The following is an 18,969-nucleotide window of genomic DNA, read 5'->3' as shown; positions in this document are numbered from 1 at the left end:
TCCGGCCGGGGGGCGGCCGGAGGGCCGCGGCGGCGGCCCGGGAACATGGCCGCCGCCCATGACGACGGAGAACCGGCGCGGGGCCGGCCGTGCTGCCGGTCGTGCTGCCGGGGAAGCAGCTGCGGGTACTGCCTGGCGAACCATGGGACTCCTCAAAGCGGGGGGCGCTTCGATGTGTACGTCCTCTGCAGTGTGGAATCCGGTCGTCCGGCCCGCACACCCCGGCAAGGGGGGTTGCATCAGAGTTGCAATGCCGCAGGTGCGGCGGGCAGGATCACCGCGTGGCGAACCTTGATGCCGCACGCGAAGAAATGCTCGGGGGCGGGAGCATACGCGGCGTGACCCCCGCCATCCAGGCCTCGTGGCAGCGTGCCCGCAGTGCCGGGATCCGGCCGGACAACACCGTCCCGCCAAGTCCGTTCGTGGCGGACGAGATCGAGCGCTACCGCCGCGAACATCCAGTCGGTTCAGTATGGCCCGTGCTGCGCCAGTCGCTGCGCTGGACCACCGCGGACACCGGGCTGCTGCTGATCGTCAGTGATGCCGAGGGCCATCTCCTGTGGTGCCACGGCGACCGGGCACCGCTGCGGCATGCCGAACGCGTCAACATGCTCCCTGGTGCGCTGTGGAGCGAGGACACCGTCGGCACCACCGGCGTCAGCACCGCACTTGCGGTGCGCCGGCCCATCCAGGTCGTCGGGCCCGAGCATTACCTGTCGTTCGCCCGGACCTTCGCGTGCACCGCGGCCCCCATCCACGACCCGGTCACCGGGGAACTGCTCGGCTCGGTCGACCTCACCAGCGGCTTGGACGCGGACCGCGCGCTGGCGCTCGCGCTGGTCACCACCGCGGCTCGGCTGGCCGAGTCGCAGCTGATGACCGAGCGGCTGCAGCACCAGGCGCGGCTGCGCGAGAAGTACGCGGACCGGCTGTCGCGCCGCGCCGGGACGCAGGGCGCGATCATCGCCGCGGACGGCAGCGTGCTCTACGAGGGACCGAGCGGCTGGCTGCCCGCCCGGCTCCCGGGCATCGTCGAGGAAGGCCCCGTCGTGCTGCCGGACGGCCGGCATGCGGTGGTGGAAAGCCTGGAGGCAGGCCGCTTCTTCCTGGTGCTGGGCGGCGGGCGGCCGGGCGCCGAGCCGGTGCTGCGGTTCGCCGGACTCGGACGCAGCCGGGCGCGCCTCACGGTCGGCAACATGCAGCACGAACTGACCGTGCGGCACGGCGAGATCGTCGCAGTGCTGCTCGCCCACCCGGGCGGGCTGAGTGCCGAGGAGCTGGCCCGCGAGGTGTACGGCGCGGCCGGGCGGGCGGGCACGGTGCGTGCCGAACTGTCGCGGCTGCGGCCGGTCCTGGGGCACCGGCTGGGGTCGGATCCGTACCGGCTGCTGGGCGACTGCGAGGCGGACTTCCTGGCTCCGGGGGCGGCGCGGGCCCGGCTGCTGCCGCGTTCGGCGGCGCCGGGCGTGCTCGCGCTGCGGTCGTCCGGCCCGGCCGCCTGAGGCGCGTGGGCCGGTCCGGCCGGTGAGCCGCAAAGGCTAGTGGGGGCCGTCCCCGTCCGCGAGCGAAGTCTCGTATCCGGTCCGCCAGTCGGCGCAGGCCCGCACGTACGCGTCCAGGTGCCGGGTGCCGAATTCGTCGGCCGACCAGTCCGCTTCGGATTCGCCGCCGTCGCCGGGCGATACGTAGGTCCAAGCGTGCCCGCCGCCGGCCAGCGGCAGCCGGACCAGGTCGTACAGGTCGTCCTCGTAGGCGTCCAGGATGCGCCAGTCGGCGGCGCCGAGCCCGGTCAGCAGGCGGCCGTGCACACGTCCGGCGCCGGGCACCAGGACGGGGTAGAGGCGGCCGGGCAGCGCGGCGGCGCGCCAACCGTCGACCGCCTCGGGACCGAGGTCAGGAACCCGGTCCAGCAGCGCGGCCAGGACCTCGGGGAACATCAGGCTCCCATAGGCGAACAGGCGATCCGGGTCCGCCGACAGGCGGTCCGGCCGGCCAGATCCGGCGGAGTCCCTCGGGTGTGAGGGGGTCCCTATAAGCGGCATGCAGCACCTCCGTGATCACCGTAGCGTCCGCCTCCGCGAGCCTGGCGAACCAGTCGAACCCGGCCGGGTATGCCCACAGGTACGAGCGCAGCCGCGGGTCGACACCGCGGTCGGCGAGCATGTCGGCGATGTGCCGGTCGGTCCAGAACGGCACCCGGGCGCGGGCGTGCCGGGCGCACACCTCGACCGGGACTCCGGAGTTGACCGCGAGGTGCAGTTCCGCGCGCACGAGCTGCAAGTAGTGGTCGACCCGGACGCGCGCCACGAGCACCTCGTCCTCGGGCACCACGAACAGCGGCAGCGCCTGGGCCAGCCCTTCGAGCAGCACCTGGGTGGGCCCGTGCACGGACAGCAGCCGCACCCAGGGGACTTCGCCGGTCGCGCAGCGGTCCGACAGTGCGGCGCACTGCAGGCCGTGGCCGAGGACTTCGTGCAGGGCGAACTGGCGCACCCCGGCGCGCGTGAAGCGGGCGTTGCGCGGGTTGAGGCGCAGCCGCACGCGGCGGCCGGCGCCGTCCAACCAGTAGGACCAGTAAGCGTCGACGTCGGCGCATTCGATGCTGAGCTCATAGGGCGCGTCGGAGCCGACGGCCTTGCGGACGCGCGGTTCGAGGGCGTCCGCGGCGGCCCGGATGGCGTGCGGGGCGTCCCGGGCGTCGAGCGGTTCCTCGGCGGCGCGCAGCGCGTCCTCGGTGCCCGCGTCCCAGCCGATGCCGAGCCGGTCGAGGTGCTCGCGGGCCTGGTCGCGGCGCTGTTCGACGTACGAGGCGGGCCAGCCGGCCGCGGCGCAGCCCTGGGTGGCGCGCACGTACGCGTCCAGTTCGGGCCGTTCGCCGAGCCGGGCGCCGAGGTACGCGAGGTCGGCGGCGAGGCGGGCGGCGAGGTACGGCTCGCCGGTCGCCGCGATGTCGGCGGCCAGCCCGCCGAGGCGGGCGTGCACTTCCATGCGGTCGGCCGCGGGCGGTACCTCGGCAGCCGCCCTGGCGTCCGGCGGACGGCAGTCGAACTCGACCACCCCGGCGCCGCCGCGCTCGACCTCGAGCCGGTGCCACGCCAGGATCACCGATTCGAGCTCGTCACGTGCCTTCACGCACGGCCTCCCAGTGCAGGGTGACAAATTGGTTGGGACGCAGATCCTCGCGCACCAACTGGACCGACGCCTCGCTGCCTTCATGAGACCAACGCACTTCGGCGTCGATCGGTTGCGTGGCGCCGTCCGGATACTCCTCGACCGCGGTCGCGTCCACAAGACGGGCGACACCCTGCTGCCGGACGTCGATGTGCAGGCGGAGCGTGTAGCGGGTGATGGCCTGGCGCCAGTAGTGCCCCTCGGTGAACCGTCCGCCGGTGCACCGGTAGGAGATGGTCGCGCTGCCCATCGGCGGTACCGGCGGGGAGACGCGGCAGGCGAACTTGGCCAGGGTTCCGGCGTCGTGGATGCGCTCCACCGCGACGTTGTGCTTGGCATCCGGCACCGGCGTGATCTCCAGGGGGCCTTCGCCGTGCTCGAACCACAACTCGCGGGCGAACCGGGTGAGCGGGCGGTCCGTGAGGTTCAGCACATGGTGCCGGTAGGTGACCTGCGCCCAGCCTTCCTTGTCGACCTCGAGGGTTATGCCCAGGTCGAGTTCGACGACGCTGTCCGCGAGACGGGCCCGCAGCCCCGGAGCGACCGCGACCTCGTCGGCCGGATCCGGGTCCGGATCGGCCTGCCAGGGGCGCGGTGCGAGACCCAGGAGTTCGCCGGGTATCCGCAGTCCGTCCGCGATGCGCTCGACCACGTGCTGCTGCCGAACTCGGGCGCGCCCCTTGATGTAGTCGCCGACCCGGCTCGGTGTCATCTCGCACAGCCGGCCGAGCCGGCTGAGGCTCATGCCGCCGTGATCGCGGGCCAGCGCGAAGATCGCGCCCACGTCCCGCTCGGCGCACGCCCGGCGCATCGCCGGGCTGGTCAGAAGTGCGTCCGGCAGGGGGCTTTCACGACTCGGATACGTCATTCGCAAAACCCCCCAAACGCCGTCCCCCGCATTCCGGCGAATGCGAAGTTACCGGCGAGTTTACCTGCCTCGGATAACCGACTCGACCTTATTTCATGACCCCCCCACTTCGGATACTCGTCAACCGTAGGGAGGTTCCCGTCTGTTCCCGACACGGCCGGGGACCCTCACCGACTCCGTCACAGGAGTCTCGGATTCCCCTCGCGATCTGCGGTTCTTCCCCGTGGCACGCGAGGCAGGCAAGGAGAGACGGTGGTAACCGGCGGTACCGGCGGTGCGGCAACGCACCATGTCCGGCACTCGAATCGGGCGACGGGAGGGGACTTGGGGCTCACACGGCACGATGTGGACCTCGACGGGATGTCGGGTGGATTTCCCGGAGCAGTCTCCTCGGTCGACCTGGCCCGTTGGGCCGCACGGCGGTTCGCCGAGGCGGTCCGCATCATCGACGACGCAGAAGAGCGGAGGCGGCGCGCGGTCTGGGGCCTGCTCTGCGGCGAACAGCACGTCGCCGCGGCGGCCATGGCCGAGGCGATGGACGCGCCACTGCCCGCGTCGCTGCGCGTGCTGGCCGTCGCATGCGACGGCGGCACCGATCCAGGCGAGGTGTCCGGCCTGCTCCGCCAGGCGGCCGGCCCCGGCGCCTGGGTGGTGCCCGGCACCGGCGACGAGACCTCGCTCGTGGTCCTTCTCCCGGCCCGGGAGCAGGACGCCGACGACGACGGCGCCGCCCGGCGCCTGGCCCGCGAACTGACCCGGCGTCACCCTCGGTGCCGGGTGGGCGCGTCCCCCGTCGTCGAGCTGGCCCGGGTGGGCTCCGCCTACGCCAAGGCCAGGCACGCGCTCGCCGCGGCCCATGGCGCGGTGGGCGGTTACGCGCGCTTCCATGCGTGGCTCGATCCCGAGCTCCTGATGGTCCGGCAGGCCGGACCGTGGGCACTCGGCCAACTCGCCGCCCTGGACGCGCACCGGGCCCGGCGCCGCGGCGACCCGGACGCCGCGGAACTGCTCGACACCCTGGACGTCTGGCTCGGCGACCGGCGCACCGCCGGGGCCCGGCTGGGCATCCACCGCAACACCCTGAGCGGCCGGCTGCGGATGATCGAGCAGTTGCTCGGCCGCGACCTGCGGCGGGTGGGCGACCGCGCGGAGCTGTCCCTCGCGCTGCGGATCGCCGCTCTCACCCGCGGCGGCGCCCCGGGAGCATCCGGCACCGCGCCCGGCATGGCCGCGCCCGGGCCGGACGTACCGCGCCCGGCCGGGGCAGCGGCACCACCGGGCCCGTCGTACGCGGGGCCACCGGGCTCTGCGGCCGCCCACCTCCCGTGGGACCTCCCGGCCCTCGACGGCTGGGCGTACGCCGGACTGCGGCCGCTGGCGGGCGGCACCGCCGGGCCGGACGCGCAGACGCTGCGCGTGTGGCTGGCGCACGACGCGCGGCTGTCCGGCACCGCGGCCGCGCTGTGCCTGACCGTGCCGGGCGCCCGCAAGCGCCTGGCCCGGATCGGCGGCGTCCTCGGCCTCGACCTGCTGCACGGCCGCACCGCGGAAGCGGATCTGTGGCTCGCGCTGCGGGTCGCCGACCGGCCCCGGCCGGACCGGCCCAGCGCACGCCGTGAGGCGTGCGGCACCGTACTCGACACCCCTGAAGCCGGTTAGTCCGTGTCCGAGGAATCTCTCCGAGGCAGCCGCACCGCGCGGGCCTCGACAGTCTTCCCGTGCGCCGCACCGAGCGGCGCGTCGGGCAACGGCATCGGGCTCCCCGGCCCGCTGCCGCGAGATCTCCCGAAGTGCACCGGCACCCCGGCAACGCACCCCCGCACGCGCGACACACAACGCCCCCCGCGCGTGAACCTCTCTGAAGTGTTCTCCAGGCAGGAGTCCCGCATGCCCGCCAGGGTCTACCCCCGTACCCTCGTCACCACTTCCTACGGCACCACCGGCTTGGCCGGCGCCACCCCCAACGCCGCGTCCCGCCCGTCGGTTCCGCAGGTCGCGCAGCGCCCGCAACGCCCGCAGCCGGGCCTGCCGGTCCGCCAGGTCCCGCCCCCGCGGTCGGGTCCCCCGCGGAGCCCCGCAGGCAACTCCCTCACGAATCCCTCGACTTCCCCGGCGGCCGGCGGGGGACTGCCGCCGCGGGGCCGCGTGCTGTATCAGGGCACCGAGGCCCGGCTGATCCACCACGCGGTGGGCAGCCACGTGATCCCGCACCGGCTGCGGGTGCCCGGCACCGGGGCGGTCCGCGCCAAGCTGCGCGTCCTGCACCGCGGCGAGATCGCGCTGTACCAGATGGGCTACGGCGCGCACGCCGAGCTGCGGTTCGACCCGCAGGCGCCCGTGTACCTCGTGCACCTGACGCACTGCGGCGGCGGACAGCTGACCGTGGACGGCCGCGAACTCCCGCTGTCGCCCGTGGTCACCGGCCCCGGCCAGGACGTGGTGGCGCGCTGGACCCCGGACACCACGGGCCTGGTGGTGCGCATCCCGCGGCGGGTGATCGATGCGGCGATCCGGCCGTACGCCGAAGACCCCACCGAGGACTCCCCGCTGCGCTTCGAACCGCTGCTGGACACCGCCAACGACGAGGTCCGGCAGTGGCTCCACCTCGCGCACAGCTTCGGCTCGATGGTCGACTCCGGACTGCTGACCCGCTCCCCGGACACCGCCGCGCACTTCGAGCAGATGCTGGTGCACGGGCTGCTGGCCTGCCAGTCGCACACCCTCAGCGGCGGCACACTGCGCGGCGGCCCGGTCGGCGCCCCGGTCGCGCTGCGCCGAGCCCTGGCCTTCTGCGAAGAGCACGCCTCGGAGCCGATATCGGTCGCCGACATCGCCGCCGCCTCGCACATGAGCGTGCGCACGCTGCAGGAGAAGTTCCGGACCCACCTGGGCGTCACGCCGCTCGCCCATCTGCGGCACGTACGCCTGGCCGGCGCGCATGCCGACCTGCTCGCGGTCGCCGAAGGCCGCAGCGACGACACCGTCACCGGCATCGCGCTGCGCTGGGGCTTCAGCCACCTGGGCCGCTTCGGCTCGCTGTACCGAGCGGCGTACGGCCGCCTCCCGTCCCAGACCACCCGGTCCGGCGACGCCGAGGTGTACGCCTTCCCCCGGGCAGCCGGCTGAACGGCCCTGCACCGACGGGGTGGTGGGGGGGGGGGGGGGGGGGGGCGGGGGGGGGCCCCCCCCCCCCCCCCCCCCGCGACCCCTGGTGAAGGGGGTCATCGCTGCGCCCGCGAGCCGCGGGCGCAGCGATGGAAGGGTCAGGTGCACCCGCGGTTCGCGGGCGCACCGGCACGATGCGACAACTGCGCAGAGGCCAGGCGTCCTTGAGCACGGACGTCATCCCGGAGGCGGCAGTCGATCGCATGTGCCGTGACGCGTCGCGGCGGCATTCGGGTGGTCTCCTGCGCGGCTCCGGCATGTCACCGCCGCAGCGGCCAACCCGATCGGTCAACCTCGTGCGCATGCGCGCTCTCCGTCGCTCGGCTCGTCGTTCCGTACGCCTCACGGTGCTCGCCGCTTGCGCGGCGCTGGTGTTCAGCGGTCATCCGGCTGCTGCGGGGGTACGGACGACCACCGGCACGCCGGGGGCGGCCGGGCTCGGGGATCCGCTCTTTCCGCTCAGCGGCAACGGCGGGTACCGCGTCACGCACACCGCACTCGACCTCGAGTGGCAGGCCCCGCGTACGCCGTTCCCTGCCTCGGCCACGATCTCCGCGGTCGCCACGCACGCGCTGTCGCGCTTCAACCTGGACTTCGCCGGCAACACACTGATGCGGGTGTCGGTGGACGGCACACCCGCCGAAGCAGTCCGCGAAGGCGACGAGTTGGTCGTCACACCCGCGCATCATGTGCCGCGCGGGCGGGCGTTCGAAGTGCGGGTCGAGTACACCGCGGACCCGACGCTGACCCGGCATCGCGAGGACGCCATCGAGGACTACGGGTGGATCCCCACCGCCGACGGCACGGTGGTCTACCCGCAGCCGAACGGCACTCAGATCCTCTTCCCCTCCAACGACCACCCCAGCGTGCGCAGCCCCATGACCGTCTCGATCAGCGCACCCGACGACGTCCGGGCAGTCGCAGCAGGCGAGTTGAAGAACCAGGAAGAGGACGGTCCTGGCCGACTGCGCTGGACGTACGAGTCCCCCGCGCCGGTGGCGGGGCAGCTCGTGCAGTTCGCGGTCGGCCGCTACGAAGTCCTCGTATCCGAAGGCCCCGACGGAGTCCGGCTGCGCGACGTCGTACCGCCCGACCTCGTCGAGGCCACCGCCGCGAACCGGGCGCTGACCGGCGACCACTTGAAGTGGCTCACGGAACGCCTCGGGCCGTACCCGTACGACACGTACGGCCTGCTGGTCGCCCCGACGGACCTGGGCGTCGCGCTGGAGACGCAGACGCTGTCGCTGGTGCCGTACCGCGAACTGACCGGCGACCGGGTCGCCGCCGAACGGACGATGGTCCACGAACTCGCCCACCACTGGTTCGGCAACAGCGTGGGCCTCGCGCGCTGGTCGGACCTGTGGCTGAGCGAAGGCCATGCGCGCTTCTACGAACGGCTGTACTCGGAGGAGCACGGCGGCGACGCAATGGCCGACCGGATGCGCGATGCGTACCGCCAACACAACGTGTGGCGCCGGGACTTCGGCGCTCCCGCGGAACCGTCCGAGCCGATGCTCTTCAAGCGGATGCGGTACGACGGCTCCGCGCTGGTGCTCTATGCGCTGCGCCAGGAGGTCGGCGACGCCGCCTTCCGGGAGATCGAGCGGGCCTGGGTCACGTGGTACCAAGGCCGGGCGGCAAGTACCCAGCAATTCGTCGGCCTAGCCTCCCTCGTCGCGGGCCGCGACCTCGCGCCTTTCCTCACAGCCTGGCTGTACGGCGCGACCACGCCGCCGATGCCCGGCCACCCCGACTGGACGTCCGACCCGCTATCCGACGGACGCGCTGCCGCGCCCGCTCCCGCGGCTCTTGGCGACCCGGCCGGATCCTGACGGCTTGTACACGGACAGGAACGTGGCCACCACCAACGCAGTCAACTGCACACCCGCTCCCGCCAGTTGATACCACTGCACCGCAGCGAGCCCGGCCTGGTCCGCCCCCACCTCGGTCTTGTCCGCCAGGTCCCGCACCCATTGCGAGACCAGTCCCGCCCCGATCGCGATCACCACGATCAGCAGCACGAACTTCACCTTGATCCACTGGTGTTTCCACAGCCCCCACGGTGTCCGCAGTGCCAGGACGACGCCGGAGACCATGGCCAGGACCGCAAGCGGAATGCCCGCGGCATAGGCCAGCATCCGCATCAGCTGGTACGTGGCGTGCTGCAGAGTGGCGTCGCCGGTGTTCTTGGCAATCACCCCGAGCATGATCATCACGATCTCCACACCGACCAGCCCGACCGACGCGACCACATGCCCGGAGTTCACCGCACGCCGCACCCCGCGCGAGAACTGCCGGCCCTTCTTCGCGGGGCCCTTCATCCTGCTGTCCTGCGTACCCTTCGCGTCCTTCGCGGCCTTGGCCGTACGGGAGGCGGAACCGGGGGTGGTGCTCGACGACGGAGCCGGGGATTCGGCGACCATACTCACGATGCCCTCCTGGGAACGTCTCTCTTCCGACGTCCTCCAGACTCCCGCTCAGACGCCCGCACAGAATCCCGCCGCAGGAGGCACTCCGCCTGCTCTCGACACAGGCCGAACCCCGCCCGGAAGTGCGCCTGCCTACTCCCCCGGGAGTAGGCGGGACCGCGACCGGTCAGTCGTCCCCGAGCAAGTCGTCAAGTTCCCGGACAAGGCTGAGGGCGAGGTTGTAGCGGACGTTGACAGTGGTGGGGTGATCGCTGCCCAGCACCCGGTCGTAGTCCTCGGCAACCTGCTCGAGCAGTTCCGTGGCGTCCTGCACGCGCCCGGCTTCGCCGTAGGCGACCGCAAGGTTGTGCCGGACGCGGAGGGTGTCGGGATGATCGGGGCCCAGCATCCGCTCATGCTGGTCGAGAACCCGTTCATACAGGTTGACCGACTTCTTCGTCCGCCCCACAGCTCCATAGGAGCCGGCGAGATCACCGCGGGCGCAGAGGGTATCTGGGTGATCCGGGCCCAGCACCCTTTCGTAGTCCGCGAGAAGCCGTTTGCGGAGCTCCAGGCCCTCTTGGTGCCGCCCCGCCTGGTCGTGGAAGTTGGCAAGGTTGTGGCGAAGGCCGAGAGTGTCGGGATCATCGGCGCCCAGCACACGCTCGAAGTCCGCGAGGAGCCGTTCCCCCGACTCCAGGGCCTCGCCGCTCCGCCCCACAGCGCCATAAGAAGCAGCGAGACTGCTGCGGGCGTGGAGGGTGTCCGGGTTGTCGGCGCCGAGGTTGGCCTGGCAATAGGCGACCATCGCTTCGTCATAGGCAAGGGCCTGTCGGTAGAGCCCTGCCTCGGTCAGACTCCTGCTGACCCTGCGGATGCACACGTGGACGGCGGGCACCCAGAGAACAGGGCGCGTGCAGGCGTCCAGATGGACGGTGTTGGCACGCAGCAGCGCGGACAACTCCCATGTCTCGTAGACGTGGTGCGACGGCCAGAGGCCGGCCAAGGCGGCGGCAACCGCTTTGGCCATGGCAGGCAGCCTCCCCGGCACGATGGACTCTCGGACCGCGCGGGCAGTCAGGGCGTGCATGCGAATCGGGGCATCGGCAGTGTCCTGGGTGATCAGGGCATAGGTACGCAAGAGCTCCAGTGCCGAATGCACCTGCTCGATGGTGACCGGCGGGTACGCGCGACGCAGCCAACGGCGCCGGGGCGGCCGCGCAGTACGCAGGTGGCTCAGGGCATCGGTTGTCGTCCACAGCCGGCCGGGGTGGCCGAGCGGGTCCGTCAACGAGGCCAGTTGAAGCAGGGGCCTGGCCAAGCGGGTGGTGTCGGCTTCCTCCACGGCGTCCAGGGAGAGGAGCAAAGAAGTCGTGACGGGAATCCCGTAGTTCTCGGTGTCGGCGCCGGCCGGGAGGAGTTCGGCCAATCGCACGTCGGCGCGGCGCAGCCGCGCGAGGTAGTCGCCCGTCGTGCAGCGCTTGTTGATCATGTACGCCGCAGCGTGTCCGACGGCAAGCGGAAGGCGGCCGAGGTCTCGGGTCAATTCACCGGCGTGCCCAGGGTCGTACAGCGAGGCGTACCCGGCATCGGTGAGGCGACGGCGCACGTAGGCGGCGACTTCCTCCTTGGTGTACGTACCGACCTCGAGCACGATGCGCCTCTGCCCGCTGAGCATGGCGTGGTCGCGGCGCGTGGCGGCGACGACCCAGCCGCGGCCGCTCCCGGTGTCGGGCCACCACTCCTGGACGGCCGCCGGGTCGGCGATGTTGTCGAGCACCACCATCCACCGCCGGCGCGTTCCACCCAGCCACGCCAGGAATGCCCGCGCGGCTGCGACCTGGTTGTCATCGGATACGCCGGGGAGCCTCAGCTGCGCGGCTGCCTCCGCGTAGGCAGTGATGACCTGGTCGATGCCGGCTGCCGGTGCCCACACCAAGACATCGAGTCCGGTCCGCTTGGTCCGCTTCTGATCACGTAATTCGCGTGCCAAGAAGGCGGCCAACTGGCTCTTGCCCACCCCGCCCGAGCCCGACAAGACCACGTCCCGGCCGGCTTGGTAGGCCTTGCGGGCCTGTCCGCTCACGCGCTTCCTGGGTTGGAACGCCGTAGCCAGTTTCGGGACTTCACCCACCCACACCGGCCATTCGACCACCGGGTCCGCCGCCGGATACACATGCTGGTCGCCCGCGATCTGGACGAGGTCCCGCCCCGCGTGTCCACGCTGGCTTACTTGGCGCCGCCCAAAACGCTCGGTCATGTTCCCCGCCGCCTCAGGCCCGGTTCCCGCCGACCTGGTCGATATCGCCGCCACCACGAGCCCGCTGCCGTATGTCCTCGGGTCCCCCGGCGCCGGACGCCCCGGCTCCCGCACCGCGGTTGCCCCCGGTCTGCCTGATCGCCCCCGGGCCTTGCGCGTCCTGCCGTACCCGACGTGTCGTCCCGGCCACTCCGGCTTGTGCCGCCCACCACCCCAGCCCGGCCAGCGCACCCGCAGCCGCGACGCCGGCCACCGGGCCGATCACATCCCATGGATCGTCGCCTCCGTCGGACAACACCGCCCATGGGACGGCCACCACCGCGAACATCGCCAGTGACCCCGCCACCGCCACCAACCACCGCGCGACAGCCTGCACATCCGCCCCCAGAAAGCTTCAGTCGCCCCGTCCCACTGAAAGCATGCTGACACCGCAGAGCCTCACTCGCGGCGCAAACGGCCGCTGTGGTCAGACCGCTTGCGACTCACGCCGTCCGGCACTCGCGCGGCGCGCCCGCACCACGGCGGACCACGACCGCACGAATACCGGCACTGGTCGCCAGTTTGCCCCTGGCTGCCGGCCCGAAGGGCAATTGTGTGCAGGGCGGGGGATTCTTGGGGCGAACTGCGGATTGTGATCGTTTGGTCGCGGGTGCCTACGCGCCTGGCAGGTCCGCCAGTTGCTTGCGGATGGGGTCGAGCCAATGGGCCACCGTGTTGGGGTCGGTCTCGGCGGTGCGGACCGCGGTGTCCAGCAGGCGGCGGGCTTCGGTGGTGTCGTCGGAGGCCGTCAGGGCGGCGGCGAGGGCCGCGACTGCGCGCAGGGTGGGCCAGCCGGTCGGGCCCTGGGTGGCGACGCCGACGTTCACCGCCTCGCGCAGTTCGGCCGCGGCCGCGGCGTGCGCACCCTGTTCTGCAAGGGCACTTCCCAGGGTCGTACGGAGGATGCACAGCAGCGGGTGCCCCCAGGCTCCCCGGGCGAGCAGAAGGCCGATGTGTGCGCGGCTTTCGGTAGCTGCCGCCTCGGGCTTGCCCGCGCCGAGCAGGGCCCAGGCGAGGTTTGCGCCGGAGGACAGGGCTCCGTCGCTGCCCGGACCTTCGAGAGTCAGGAAGACCTGGTGTGCCCGGCGTGCCTGGGCTTCGGCGTCGGTCCAGCGCTCCAGGCCGATCAGGGCGAAGGCAAGGTTGTTGCGGCAGCCGGCCTCGGTCGCCGGGCGTATGTCGCGGGGCAGGTCGGGGAGTTGCCCCAGAACCGCGTTCAGCCGCTGCTCGGCCTGGGCGAAGCGGCCATGCAGGGCGTCGGTGAGCGCGGCAGTGGCCTCGACCGGCAGAGTCGGGGACGTCCGGCCGCCCGCGCGGCGTTCCGCGTCGGCGAGGTAGCCGAGTTGGTGCGCCTCGGCCGCGCGGCCCTGCCGGCTCAGGATCCCGGCCATGCAGGCCCGCAGCGCGGCGCCCGGGGCGCCGTCGTTGCCCCCGGTGGGGAAGCCGGGCAGGACGGCGTGGAAATGGGCCTCGGCCTCGTCGAGGCGTCCGGCGTCCGCAAGGGCCCGGATGCGGATGCGATGCGCGAGGCCCGCTTCGTGGGTGCCGGCGCCGAAGACGCGGTCGGCGTCCGCTGCCAAGTCATCGACCAGGACGAGGAGTTCCTCGAGCTTCCGGGCGCTCTGCAATCTGCCCGCGGCCTCGATGCGCCGCGCGACGTCCGCGCGCTCCGCCTTCGCCGGGTTCTTCGTTCCGAAGATCGCCACTGTTCCCCTCGCCTGCCGGTGCCGGAGGGCAATCATGCAGGCTCGGGGGGACGTGCCGCGGCTGCGGGGGTCGCGACGCGGCTGCCGCGGCCTCCCTTCGCCGGTGGTGAAGGGAAGCCGCGGGCCCCTGCGCCGACGGGCGCGTGTCGGGCAGCCTCAGGAGGGTTCGTGCGTCGTCAGCCCGCGGGCCAGGTCGGCGCGCTGAGCCAGGCCAGGGTGACGGCGTCCGACGCGTTCTCCGGGAGGTACGGCGCGTAGCCGTGGTCGGGGGCGGTGGCCGTCTCGGCGGCGTCGTGGAGTTCGCAGGCCTGGGCGACGGCGGGGATGGCGAGGGCGGCCGCGCCGGCGACGGCGACGGTGCCCAGAGCACGCATGATGGAGTTCATGACGACCTGAACGATTTGTGCGGGTTTCGGTCACGCCGCATTCGCCCGGTCAGGCGGCGGGCGTCCAGGACGGGTCGCGGCCGGAGAGGGCGAGGGCGCGGTCGAACGTCGAGGCGTCCGCGGGCAGGACCACCGGGTCGGCGAAGCCCTTGTACTCGCGGAAAAGCTCGGCATGTTCGTCGACGATCTCGTACAGGACCTTGGCGGTGTCCTCCGGGACGCGGATCTCCTGGCCGCTGGCCTTGGCGACGTCCCAGCCGTGCAGCAGGTGCTCCTTGATGATCATCCCGGCGATGGTGGCGGCGGGCATCGAGTAGCCCTCGCCGATCTCCACGTCGCCCTCCCAGGCGGCCGGGTCGGACCACGCGGCGAGGGCGCGGTCGAGCTGCGCGGCGTACGCCTCGGCCCAGTCGGGCTCCGCGGTGAAGTCGCGGGTGAGCCATCCCTCGGGCAGCGGCTGCCGCTGCGCGCGCTTCTCCAGGCCGTAGCCGCTGTAGAGCACCCAGTGGTTGACGAGCGCCTTGAGGTCCATGTCGGTGCACGGAGTCGCGGCGGTGAGCGGGCCGGCCGGCACGCCCCGCGCGATGCGGGCGGCCTCGGCGGCACTTGCGGTGAGATGCGGCAGAAGTTCCATGGCCACGAGCCTAGGAAGGGCCCGCTGGGGGGTCTTGAAGAAACGCGACAGCTAGCCTGGCGGCATGACCGAAGGCAGGACGAAGCCGGAGGATATGGGACGCGGGGTCCTCTATCCCGAGCTCATGGCCACCAAGATCACGCTGAACCGGCACGAGCCGAGCGAGCCGCTGGCGCGCTTCGTCGAGAACTACTGGATCGTGGCGTGGGACCTGCGCGGCAAGGCATCCCACGAGTCCAAGACGCTGTCCCACCCCAGCGTGCACCTCGTCTTCGAAGAACCCCACCCGGCCGTCTACGGGATCGTGCGCGGCGCCTTCGCCCGCCGCATCAGCGGGCGCGGCCACGTGCTGGGCGTGAAGTTCCGGCCGGGCGGTTTCCGGCCCTTCCTCGGGCGCCCGGTGGCGGATCTGGTCGACCAGGTGGTGCCCGCCGCAGAGCTGTTCAGCGAAGGCGTCCTGGCCACCCAGGATGCGATCCTCGGCACCGACGACGAGGCCGAGATGACCGCATACGCCGAGAAGTTCCTGCTGGCCCGGCTGCCCGAGCCGGACCCGGTCGTGGACGAGGTCGCCGCGATGGTCGCCCGGATCACCGAGGACCCGGGCCTGGTCCGCGTCGACGAGGTCGCCGCGCAGCTGGACATCTCGGTACGCCGCCTCCAACGGCTCTTCGCCGAGTACGTGGGCGCGTCCCCCAAGTGGGTCCTGCGCCGGGCCCGGCTGCACGAAGCCGCACAGCGGGCCGACCAGGGCACGCATGTGGACTGGGCAGCCCTGGCCGCCGACCTTGGCTATTCGGACCAGGCGCACCTGACGCGCGACTTCACCGCGGCGGTCGGTGTCCCGCCGGGCACGTACCTGAAGTCCTGAACGCGATGCCCGCCCGAGCGGACACGCCCTAAGCGACCGTGTCCCGGACGTCCGGAGCCGGCAGCGCGACCTTGTCGGCCTGCGCCTTCCACACGTCGAGCGCGGCGGCGAATTCGGGGTCCATGTGCGCCCGGGCGGCCAGCACCTGGGACAGCACCTCGGCGCGCTTGGGGTCGTCCGGGCGCTCTTCCAGCGCCGAGAGTGCCGCGTCGCCGCTTGTGCCGGAGCGCCGGAACAGCTGTCTGACCAGGTCGCTCAGCGCTGCCCACGCCTCGCGTCCGCTGTCGCCGCCGGCGCCCCCCGCGATGGCGCCGAGCACTGCTGCCGGAATCGGTTCCACCTCGTACCCCCTGGGATCACATGGGATCGCGTCGGCCGACACGCACCACGCTACGTCCGAGCAGGGCTTCGTGGGGGCTGCTTCGGCGCACTCAGCCGCGGCCGAGGACCGTGCGCAGGTCCAGGATCCGCCCGGCGGCCTCGGTTCCGACCGGATGGTTGCCGAAGTGGCCTGCTGCCCAGCTCAGTTCCTGCAGTGCCTCGGCTTCGCGGTGGTACGCGCCGAGCGCCCGCAATTCGTCCGCGGTGTCGAGCAGATCCAGGGCCAGGACGTACTCCTGCGCCTCGATGTGGACGCGGGCCAGCTCGGTGTGCGCCAGGGCGGCGTTGTAGACGTCCGGCGGGTCGAGGCCGCGCAACCGCCCTTCGGCCTGCTGCAGATGCAGGTGCGCCCCGTGGATGTCGCCGTCCCGGAACAGCACCCGGCCGCGGTGGAACATCAGCAGGGCGGCAGCCCGCGCGTCGACCGGATCGCCGGCGCGGTACAGCGCAGCCTGCGCCTGGCCGAGCAGGTCCAGGGCCTCGTCGGTACGCCACTCCGCGACCGCGACGAGCGCCAGCGCTTCCAGGGCGGTCGCCTCGCCGCGGTGATGCCCGGTGGCCTGCTCGGCCGTCAGAGCTTTGGCGAACTGCTCGGCAGCCGCGTCGTGGTGCTGCTGTTCGGCGAGAGCGAAGCCCCACTGCACGCGCATGCGGGCCTCGGCGCGCCGGTTCCCTTCACGCATCGCGGCCGCCAGCCCGAGCCGGTGCGTCGCCTCCCAGGCGGCGAAGTGCCGGAAGCGGGACCAGAGCGTCCACAGCGCCTCGCACAACTCCCAGGCAGTGCGGTCGAGTCCGTCGCCCGCCGCGTGCTCCACGGCCCGGCGCAGCTCGTCCCGGTGCAGGTGAAGCCATACCCGGGCCTCCGCCTGGCCGATGAACGGGTGTTCCGCGCAAATCCGTTCGAGCTCGTCGGACCGATAACGCGACCCGAGCCGCCACCGCGCGGGAGCGATGGCGTAGTCCGCAGAAGCACATGCATCCAGCCAGGTCTCGGCGGCATGCGGCCCCACACCGCGAGAAGCGCCGCCTTCCCGACGCGCACGCGCATACGGCTCCGGCTGCGGCTCTGGCTCCGGCTGTGCAGGTCCGTGGCTCATGGCTCCCCGCAATAGACGTGCCCCCAAGGGAGGCACGCCTGGCCTCGTGGTGGAGTTCAACGCCGTGCCAAGCGGGCACGAACAGCGCCCGGGGCCGCGGTCAAGACCTCCCGCCGCGCGAGGCGGCGAAGCGGCGCTGCCCCGGGCGGGCGTGCCGACGGCGCCCCTGCCTCATCCGGCCAGGCGTGCCGCCTCCGCGATGAGCGCGAACTGCTCGTCCCAGATCTCGTTGGAGACGCTGAAGACCACCCTCTCGATGCCGATCTCGGCGTATTCGGCGAGGCGTTCCGCGGCGGCCTCCGGGCTGCCGAGGACCATGACCTGGCCGGCTTCCCCGGCCGGGACGCCGTACAGCTCGTGGATCGTGCGGGCGGTCAGCTCGCGCTGCTGCGCAGTGGGTCCGGCAATGCCGAGCGAGACGGGCAGGGCGACGGTGATGGCCGGCATCGGCACCCCTGCAGCGTCGCTGAGTTCGCGCAGCCGGGCGGCGCCCGCGGCCAGCCGCGACGGGGCCATGACCGCGGGGAACCAGGAAGCGCCGTACCGGAGCACGCGCGCGAACACCGCGTCGTCGCCGCCGTCGCCGCCGATCAGCAGCGGCGGCATCTCGGCAGGCATCCCGACCGTGAACTCGCCCTTGCCGGGCGCGTCGACCGAAACCGGCTCGCCGGAAACCGCGCCGGGCAGCCGGTCCAGGATGCGGTCGGTGAGCGCGGCCCGGTCGTCGTAGTCGATGCCGAGCGCGTGCCACGCCGCGCGGTCGCGCAGCCCGCCGCGCCAGCGCTCGAACGGGCCGTCCCCGGGCGTGACGCCGTAGAGAATGCGGCCGCCGGAGAGGTACTGCGCGGACGCCAACTCCTGCGCCAGCCACGGCAGCGGGTGCAGCGCGGGCACCTGCACCGCGTAGCCGAGCTTGATGCGCGTGGTGACCGCGGCCGCCGCAGCCAGCACGTGGCCGGCCGCGATAGTCGGATAGCGCCCGAGCAGCAGGTCGCTCTGCCACGCCGACTCGAACCCGTACGCCTCCAACTGCCGGGCGGCCTGGGCCGTGTTGTGGGCGGAACCAATGCCCGGGGCCGGCATCGGGAGGAACATTCCGATCGCGGGTGAAGTCATGGCCCCGACCCTAGGTCGGCCCGATCGAGCCGGTCCATCGATGCGGATATGCCATGTCTCAAGCGCAGATGCGGAATAAATGCGCCGCGCGGCGCCGGGGGACTCAGGCCGAGCCGGTGGCGTCCTGCTCAGGGTCCCGCCCGGCGGCTTCGGCGCCGTCCGGGCCGGCCCACAACGAGCGCACGTGGCCGAGGTGTTCGCTCATCGCGGCCTCGACGCCCTCGGCGTCCCCGGCGATGATCAGGTCGAGGATGCGCTCGTGCTCCTGCGCGGAGGCGACCAGGGCGCCGCGCGCGGCGAGGCTGTCGAGGCCGTAGAGCCGGGACCGTTTGCGCAGATCGCCGACGGTCTCCACGAGCCGCTGGTTGCCCGCGAGGCTGAGCAGGCCGAGGTGGAACTGGCGGTCCGCCTCCAGGTAGCCGATGAGGTCGCGGGCCTCGGCGGCGCGCACGATGGCGGCGGCGACGGGACGCAGCGCCTCCAGGGCGTCGCGGTCCCCGGTGCGGGCGATGCGGACCGCGGTCGGGACCTCGATGAGGGCCCGGATCTCGGTGTACTCGTCGAGGTCGCGGGCGGTCAGCGCGGTGACCCGGAAGCCCTTGTTGCGGACGACCTCGATGAGGCCCTCCTTGGCGAGGTCGAGCATGGCCTCGCGGACCGGCGTCGGAGAGACCCGGAACTGCGCGGCAAGCGTCGGCGCCGAGTAGATGACGTCCGGACGCAGTTCACCCGCGATGAGCGCGGCACGCAGGGCATGGGTGACCTGGTCGCGCAGGCTGCGGTGCTCCTGGATCGAGGGCAGGTTCAATGCCCCTGTGGTGGCAGGTGCGAAGTCGACGCTCATGCGCTTGTCCTCCATCCGGGCAG

General features: G+C 72.5%; 18 protein-coding genes. 5 read left to right on the top strand and 13 right to left on the bottom strand.

Annotated elements, in window-relative coordinates:
- Positions 1 to 89: 89 nt before the first annotated feature.
- Entirely contained in the window at positions 90 to 1,502 is a 1,413-nt protein-coding gene (locus tag LZ495_RS32455; RefSeq protein ID WP_505011345.1) for a hypothetical protein, read from the top strand.
- A gap of 36 nt (positions 1,503 to 1,538) precedes the next feature.
- On the opposite strand, the gene LZ495_RS32450 is transcribed toward LZ495_RS32455, so the two are convergent.
- From LZ495_RS32450 to LZ495_RS32440, 3 genes are read right to left on the bottom strand one after another with little or no spacing between them, the layout of a single operon-like run.
- Positions 1,539 to 1,937, bottom strand: a complete 399-nt coding sequence (locus LZ495_RS32450; protein ID WP_235056545.1) for a gamma-glutamylcyclotransferase family protein — start codon at positions 1,935 to 1,937, stop codon at positions 1,539 to 1,541.
- On the bottom strand, positions 1,894 to 3,132 hold the full coding sequence (locus tag LZ495_RS32445; RefSeq protein WP_235056544.1) for a hypothetical protein: 1,239 nt from the start codon (positions 3,130 to 3,132) through the stop codon (positions 1,894 to 1,896). Before LZ495_RS32445 ends, LZ495_RS32450 begins: the two co-directional genes overlap by 44 nt.
- Positions 3,119 to 4,039: a helix-turn-helix domain-containing protein gene (locus tag LZ495_RS32440; protein WP_235056543.1), complete on the bottom strand. Its 921-nt coding sequence runs from the start codon at positions 4,037 to 4,039 to the stop codon at positions 3,119 to 3,121. Before LZ495_RS32440 ends, LZ495_RS32445 begins: the two co-directional genes overlap by 14 nt.
- Before the next feature lie 324 nt (positions 4,040 to 4,363).
- On the opposite strand from LZ495_RS32440, the gene LZ495_RS32435 reads away from it, so the two are divergent.
- The 3 genes from LZ495_RS32435 to LZ495_RS32425 all read left to right on the top strand — a co-directional run bounded on the left by LZ495_RS32435 (position 4,364) and on the right by LZ495_RS32425 (position 9,036).
- Entirely contained in the window at positions 4,364 to 5,698 is a 1,335-nt protein-coding gene (locus LZ495_RS32435) for a helix-turn-helix domain-containing protein (protein ID WP_235056542.1), read from the top strand.
- Between the two features lie 228 nt (positions 5,699 to 5,926).
- Positions 5,927 to 7,165 carry an AraC family transcriptional regulator gene (locus LZ495_RS32430; protein ID WP_235056541.1) on the top strand — a complete coding sequence of 413 codons (1,239 nt, stop codon included), beginning with the start codon at positions 5,927 to 5,929 and terminating at the stop codon, positions 7,163 to 7,165.
- A gap of 341 nt (positions 7,166 to 7,506) precedes the next feature.
- Complete coding sequence (locus LZ495_RS32425) at positions 7,507 to 9,036, top strand: M1 family metallopeptidase (protein WP_235056540.1); 1,530 nt, start codon at positions 7,507 to 7,509, stop codon at positions 9,034 to 9,036.
- Here the strand turns inward: LZ495_RS32425 and LZ495_RS32420 are convergent.
- The 6 genes from LZ495_RS32420 to LZ495_RS32395 all read right to left on the bottom strand — a co-directional run bounded on the left by LZ495_RS32420 (position 8,974) and on the right by LZ495_RS32395 (position 14,637).
- Positions 8,974 to 9,627: a DUF2269 family protein gene (locus LZ495_RS32420; RefSeq protein ID WP_235056589.1), complete on the bottom strand. Its 654-nt coding sequence runs from the start codon at positions 9,625 to 9,627 to the stop codon at positions 8,974 to 8,976. The two genes, LZ495_RS32425 and LZ495_RS32420, sit on opposite strands and share 63 nt — an antisense overlap.
- Positions 9,628 to 9,799: 172 nt before the next feature.
- Entirely contained in the window at positions 9,800 to 11,872 is a 2,073-nt protein-coding gene (locus LZ495_RS32415; RefSeq protein WP_235056539.1) for a tetratricopeptide repeat protein, read from the bottom strand.
- Between the two features lie 13 nt (positions 11,873 to 11,885).
- Positions 11,886 to 12,218 (bottom strand): hypothetical protein, encoded by a 333-nt coding sequence (locus LZ495_RS32410; protein WP_235056538.1) that lies wholly within the window; start codon positions 12,216 to 12,218, stop codon positions 11,886 to 11,888.
- A gap of 307 nt (positions 12,219 to 12,525) precedes the next feature.
- Positions 12,526 to 13,617, bottom strand: coding sequence for a tetratricopeptide repeat protein (locus LZ495_RS32405; protein ID WP_235056537.1), 1,092 nt, complete (start codon positions 13,615 to 13,617; stop codon positions 12,526 to 12,528).
- 176 nt (positions 13,618 to 13,793) lie between these two features.
- Positions 13,794 to 14,003: a hypothetical protein gene (locus LZ495_RS32400; protein ID WP_235056536.1), complete on the bottom strand. Its 210-nt coding sequence runs from the start codon at positions 14,001 to 14,003 to the stop codon at positions 13,794 to 13,796.
- Between the two features lie 49 nt (positions 14,004 to 14,052).
- A complete protein-coding gene (locus LZ495_RS32395; RefSeq protein WP_235056535.1) occupies positions 14,053 to 14,637 on the bottom strand; it encodes a TIGR03086 family metal-binding protein in 585 nt (194 codons plus the stop codon).
- Between the two features lie 64 nt (positions 14,638 to 14,701).
- Between LZ495_RS32395 and LZ495_RS32390 the strand changes: the two genes are divergently transcribed.
- Positions 14,702 to 15,508: a helix-turn-helix domain-containing protein gene (locus LZ495_RS32390; RefSeq protein WP_235056534.1), complete on the top strand. Its 807-nt coding sequence runs from the start codon at positions 14,702 to 14,704 to the stop codon at positions 15,506 to 15,508.
- A gap of 28 nt (positions 15,509 to 15,536) precedes the next feature.
- On the opposite strand, the gene LZ495_RS32385 is transcribed toward LZ495_RS32390, so the two are convergent.
- From LZ495_RS32385 to LZ495_RS32370, 4 genes are all read right to left on the bottom strand, one after another.
- Positions 15,537 to 15,848 carry a hypothetical protein gene (locus tag LZ495_RS32385; RefSeq protein ID WP_235056533.1) on the bottom strand — a complete coding sequence of 104 codons (312 nt, stop codon included), beginning with the start codon at positions 15,846 to 15,848 and terminating at the stop codon, positions 15,537 to 15,539.
- Between the two features lie 91 nt (positions 15,849 to 15,939).
- Positions 15,940 to 16,899 carry a hypothetical protein gene (locus LZ495_RS32380; RefSeq protein WP_235056532.1) on the bottom strand — a complete coding sequence of 320 codons (960 nt, stop codon included), beginning with the start codon at positions 16,897 to 16,899 and terminating at the stop codon, positions 15,940 to 15,942.
- Between the two features lie 258 nt (positions 16,900 to 17,157).
- A complete protein-coding gene (locus LZ495_RS32375) occupies positions 17,158 to 18,102 on the bottom strand; it encodes an LLM class flavin-dependent oxidoreductase (RefSeq protein WP_235056531.1) in 945 nt (314 codons plus the stop codon).
- Between the two features lie 103 nt (positions 18,103 to 18,205).
- Positions 18,206 to 18,961: a GntR family transcriptional regulator gene (locus LZ495_RS32370; RefSeq protein ID WP_235056530.1), complete on the bottom strand. Its 756-nt coding sequence runs from the start codon at positions 18,959 to 18,961 to the stop codon at positions 18,206 to 18,208.
- Between the last annotated feature and the right edge of the window lie 8 nt (positions 18,962 to 18,969).

The sequence above is a fragment of the Yinghuangia soli genome (genome assembly GCF_021502675.1).
In the GTDB taxonomy this organism is placed as follows: domain Bacteria; phylum Actinomycetota; class Actinomycetes; order Streptomycetales; family Streptomycetaceae; genus Yinghuangia; species Yinghuangia soli.
Note: the sequence above shows the minus strand (reverse complement) of the source record. Positions and strands in the feature narration are given on the sequence as shown.

What these genes read in the sequence shown, in the direction of transcription:
- LZ495_RS32395 (WP_235056535.1), bottom strand. Translation starts at nt 14,637, where the DNA reads ATGGAACTTCTGCCGCATCTCACCGCAAGTGCCGCCGAGGCCGCCCGC.
- LZ495_RS32375 (WP_235056531.1), bottom strand. Translation starts at nt 18,102, where the DNA reads ATGACTTCACCCGCGATCGGAATGTTCCTCCCGATGCCGGCCCCGGGC.
- LZ495_RS32420 (WP_235056589.1), bottom strand. Translation starts at nt 9,627, where the DNA reads ATGGTCGCCGAATCCCCGGCTCCGTCGTCGAGCACCACCCCCGGTTCC.
- LZ495_RS32440 (WP_235056543.1), bottom strand. Translation starts at nt 4,039, where the DNA reads ATGACGTATCCGAGTCGTGAAAGCCCCCTGCCGGACGCACTTCTGACC.
- LZ495_RS32415 (WP_235056539.1), bottom strand. Translation starts at nt 11,872, where the DNA reads ATGACCGAGCGTTTTGGGCGGCGCCAAGTAAGCCAGCGTGGACACGCG.
- LZ495_RS32425 (WP_235056540.1), top strand. Translation starts at nt 7,507, where the DNA reads ATGCGCGCTCTCCGTCGCTCGGCTCGTCGTTCCGTACGCCTCACGGTG.
- LZ495_RS32370 (WP_235056530.1), bottom strand. Translation starts at nt 18,961, where the DNA reads ATGGAGGACAAGCGCATGAGCGTCGACTTCGCACCTGCCACCACAGGG.
- LZ495_RS32450 (WP_235056545.1), bottom strand. Translation starts at nt 1,937, where the DNA reads ATGTTCCCCGAGGTCCTGGCCGCGCTGCTGGACCGGGTTCCTGACCTC.
- LZ495_RS32390 (WP_235056534.1), top strand. Translation starts at nt 14,702, where the DNA reads ATGACCGAAGGCAGGACGAAGCCGGAGGATATGGGACGCGGGGTCCTC.
- LZ495_RS32430 (WP_235056541.1), top strand. Translation starts at nt 5,927, where the DNA reads ATGCCCGCCAGGGTCTACCCCCGTACCCTCGTCACCACTTCCTACGGC.
- LZ495_RS32400 (WP_235056536.1), bottom strand. Translation starts at nt 14,003, where the DNA reads ATGAACTCCATCATGCGTGCTCTGGGCACCGTCGCCGTCGCCGGCGCG.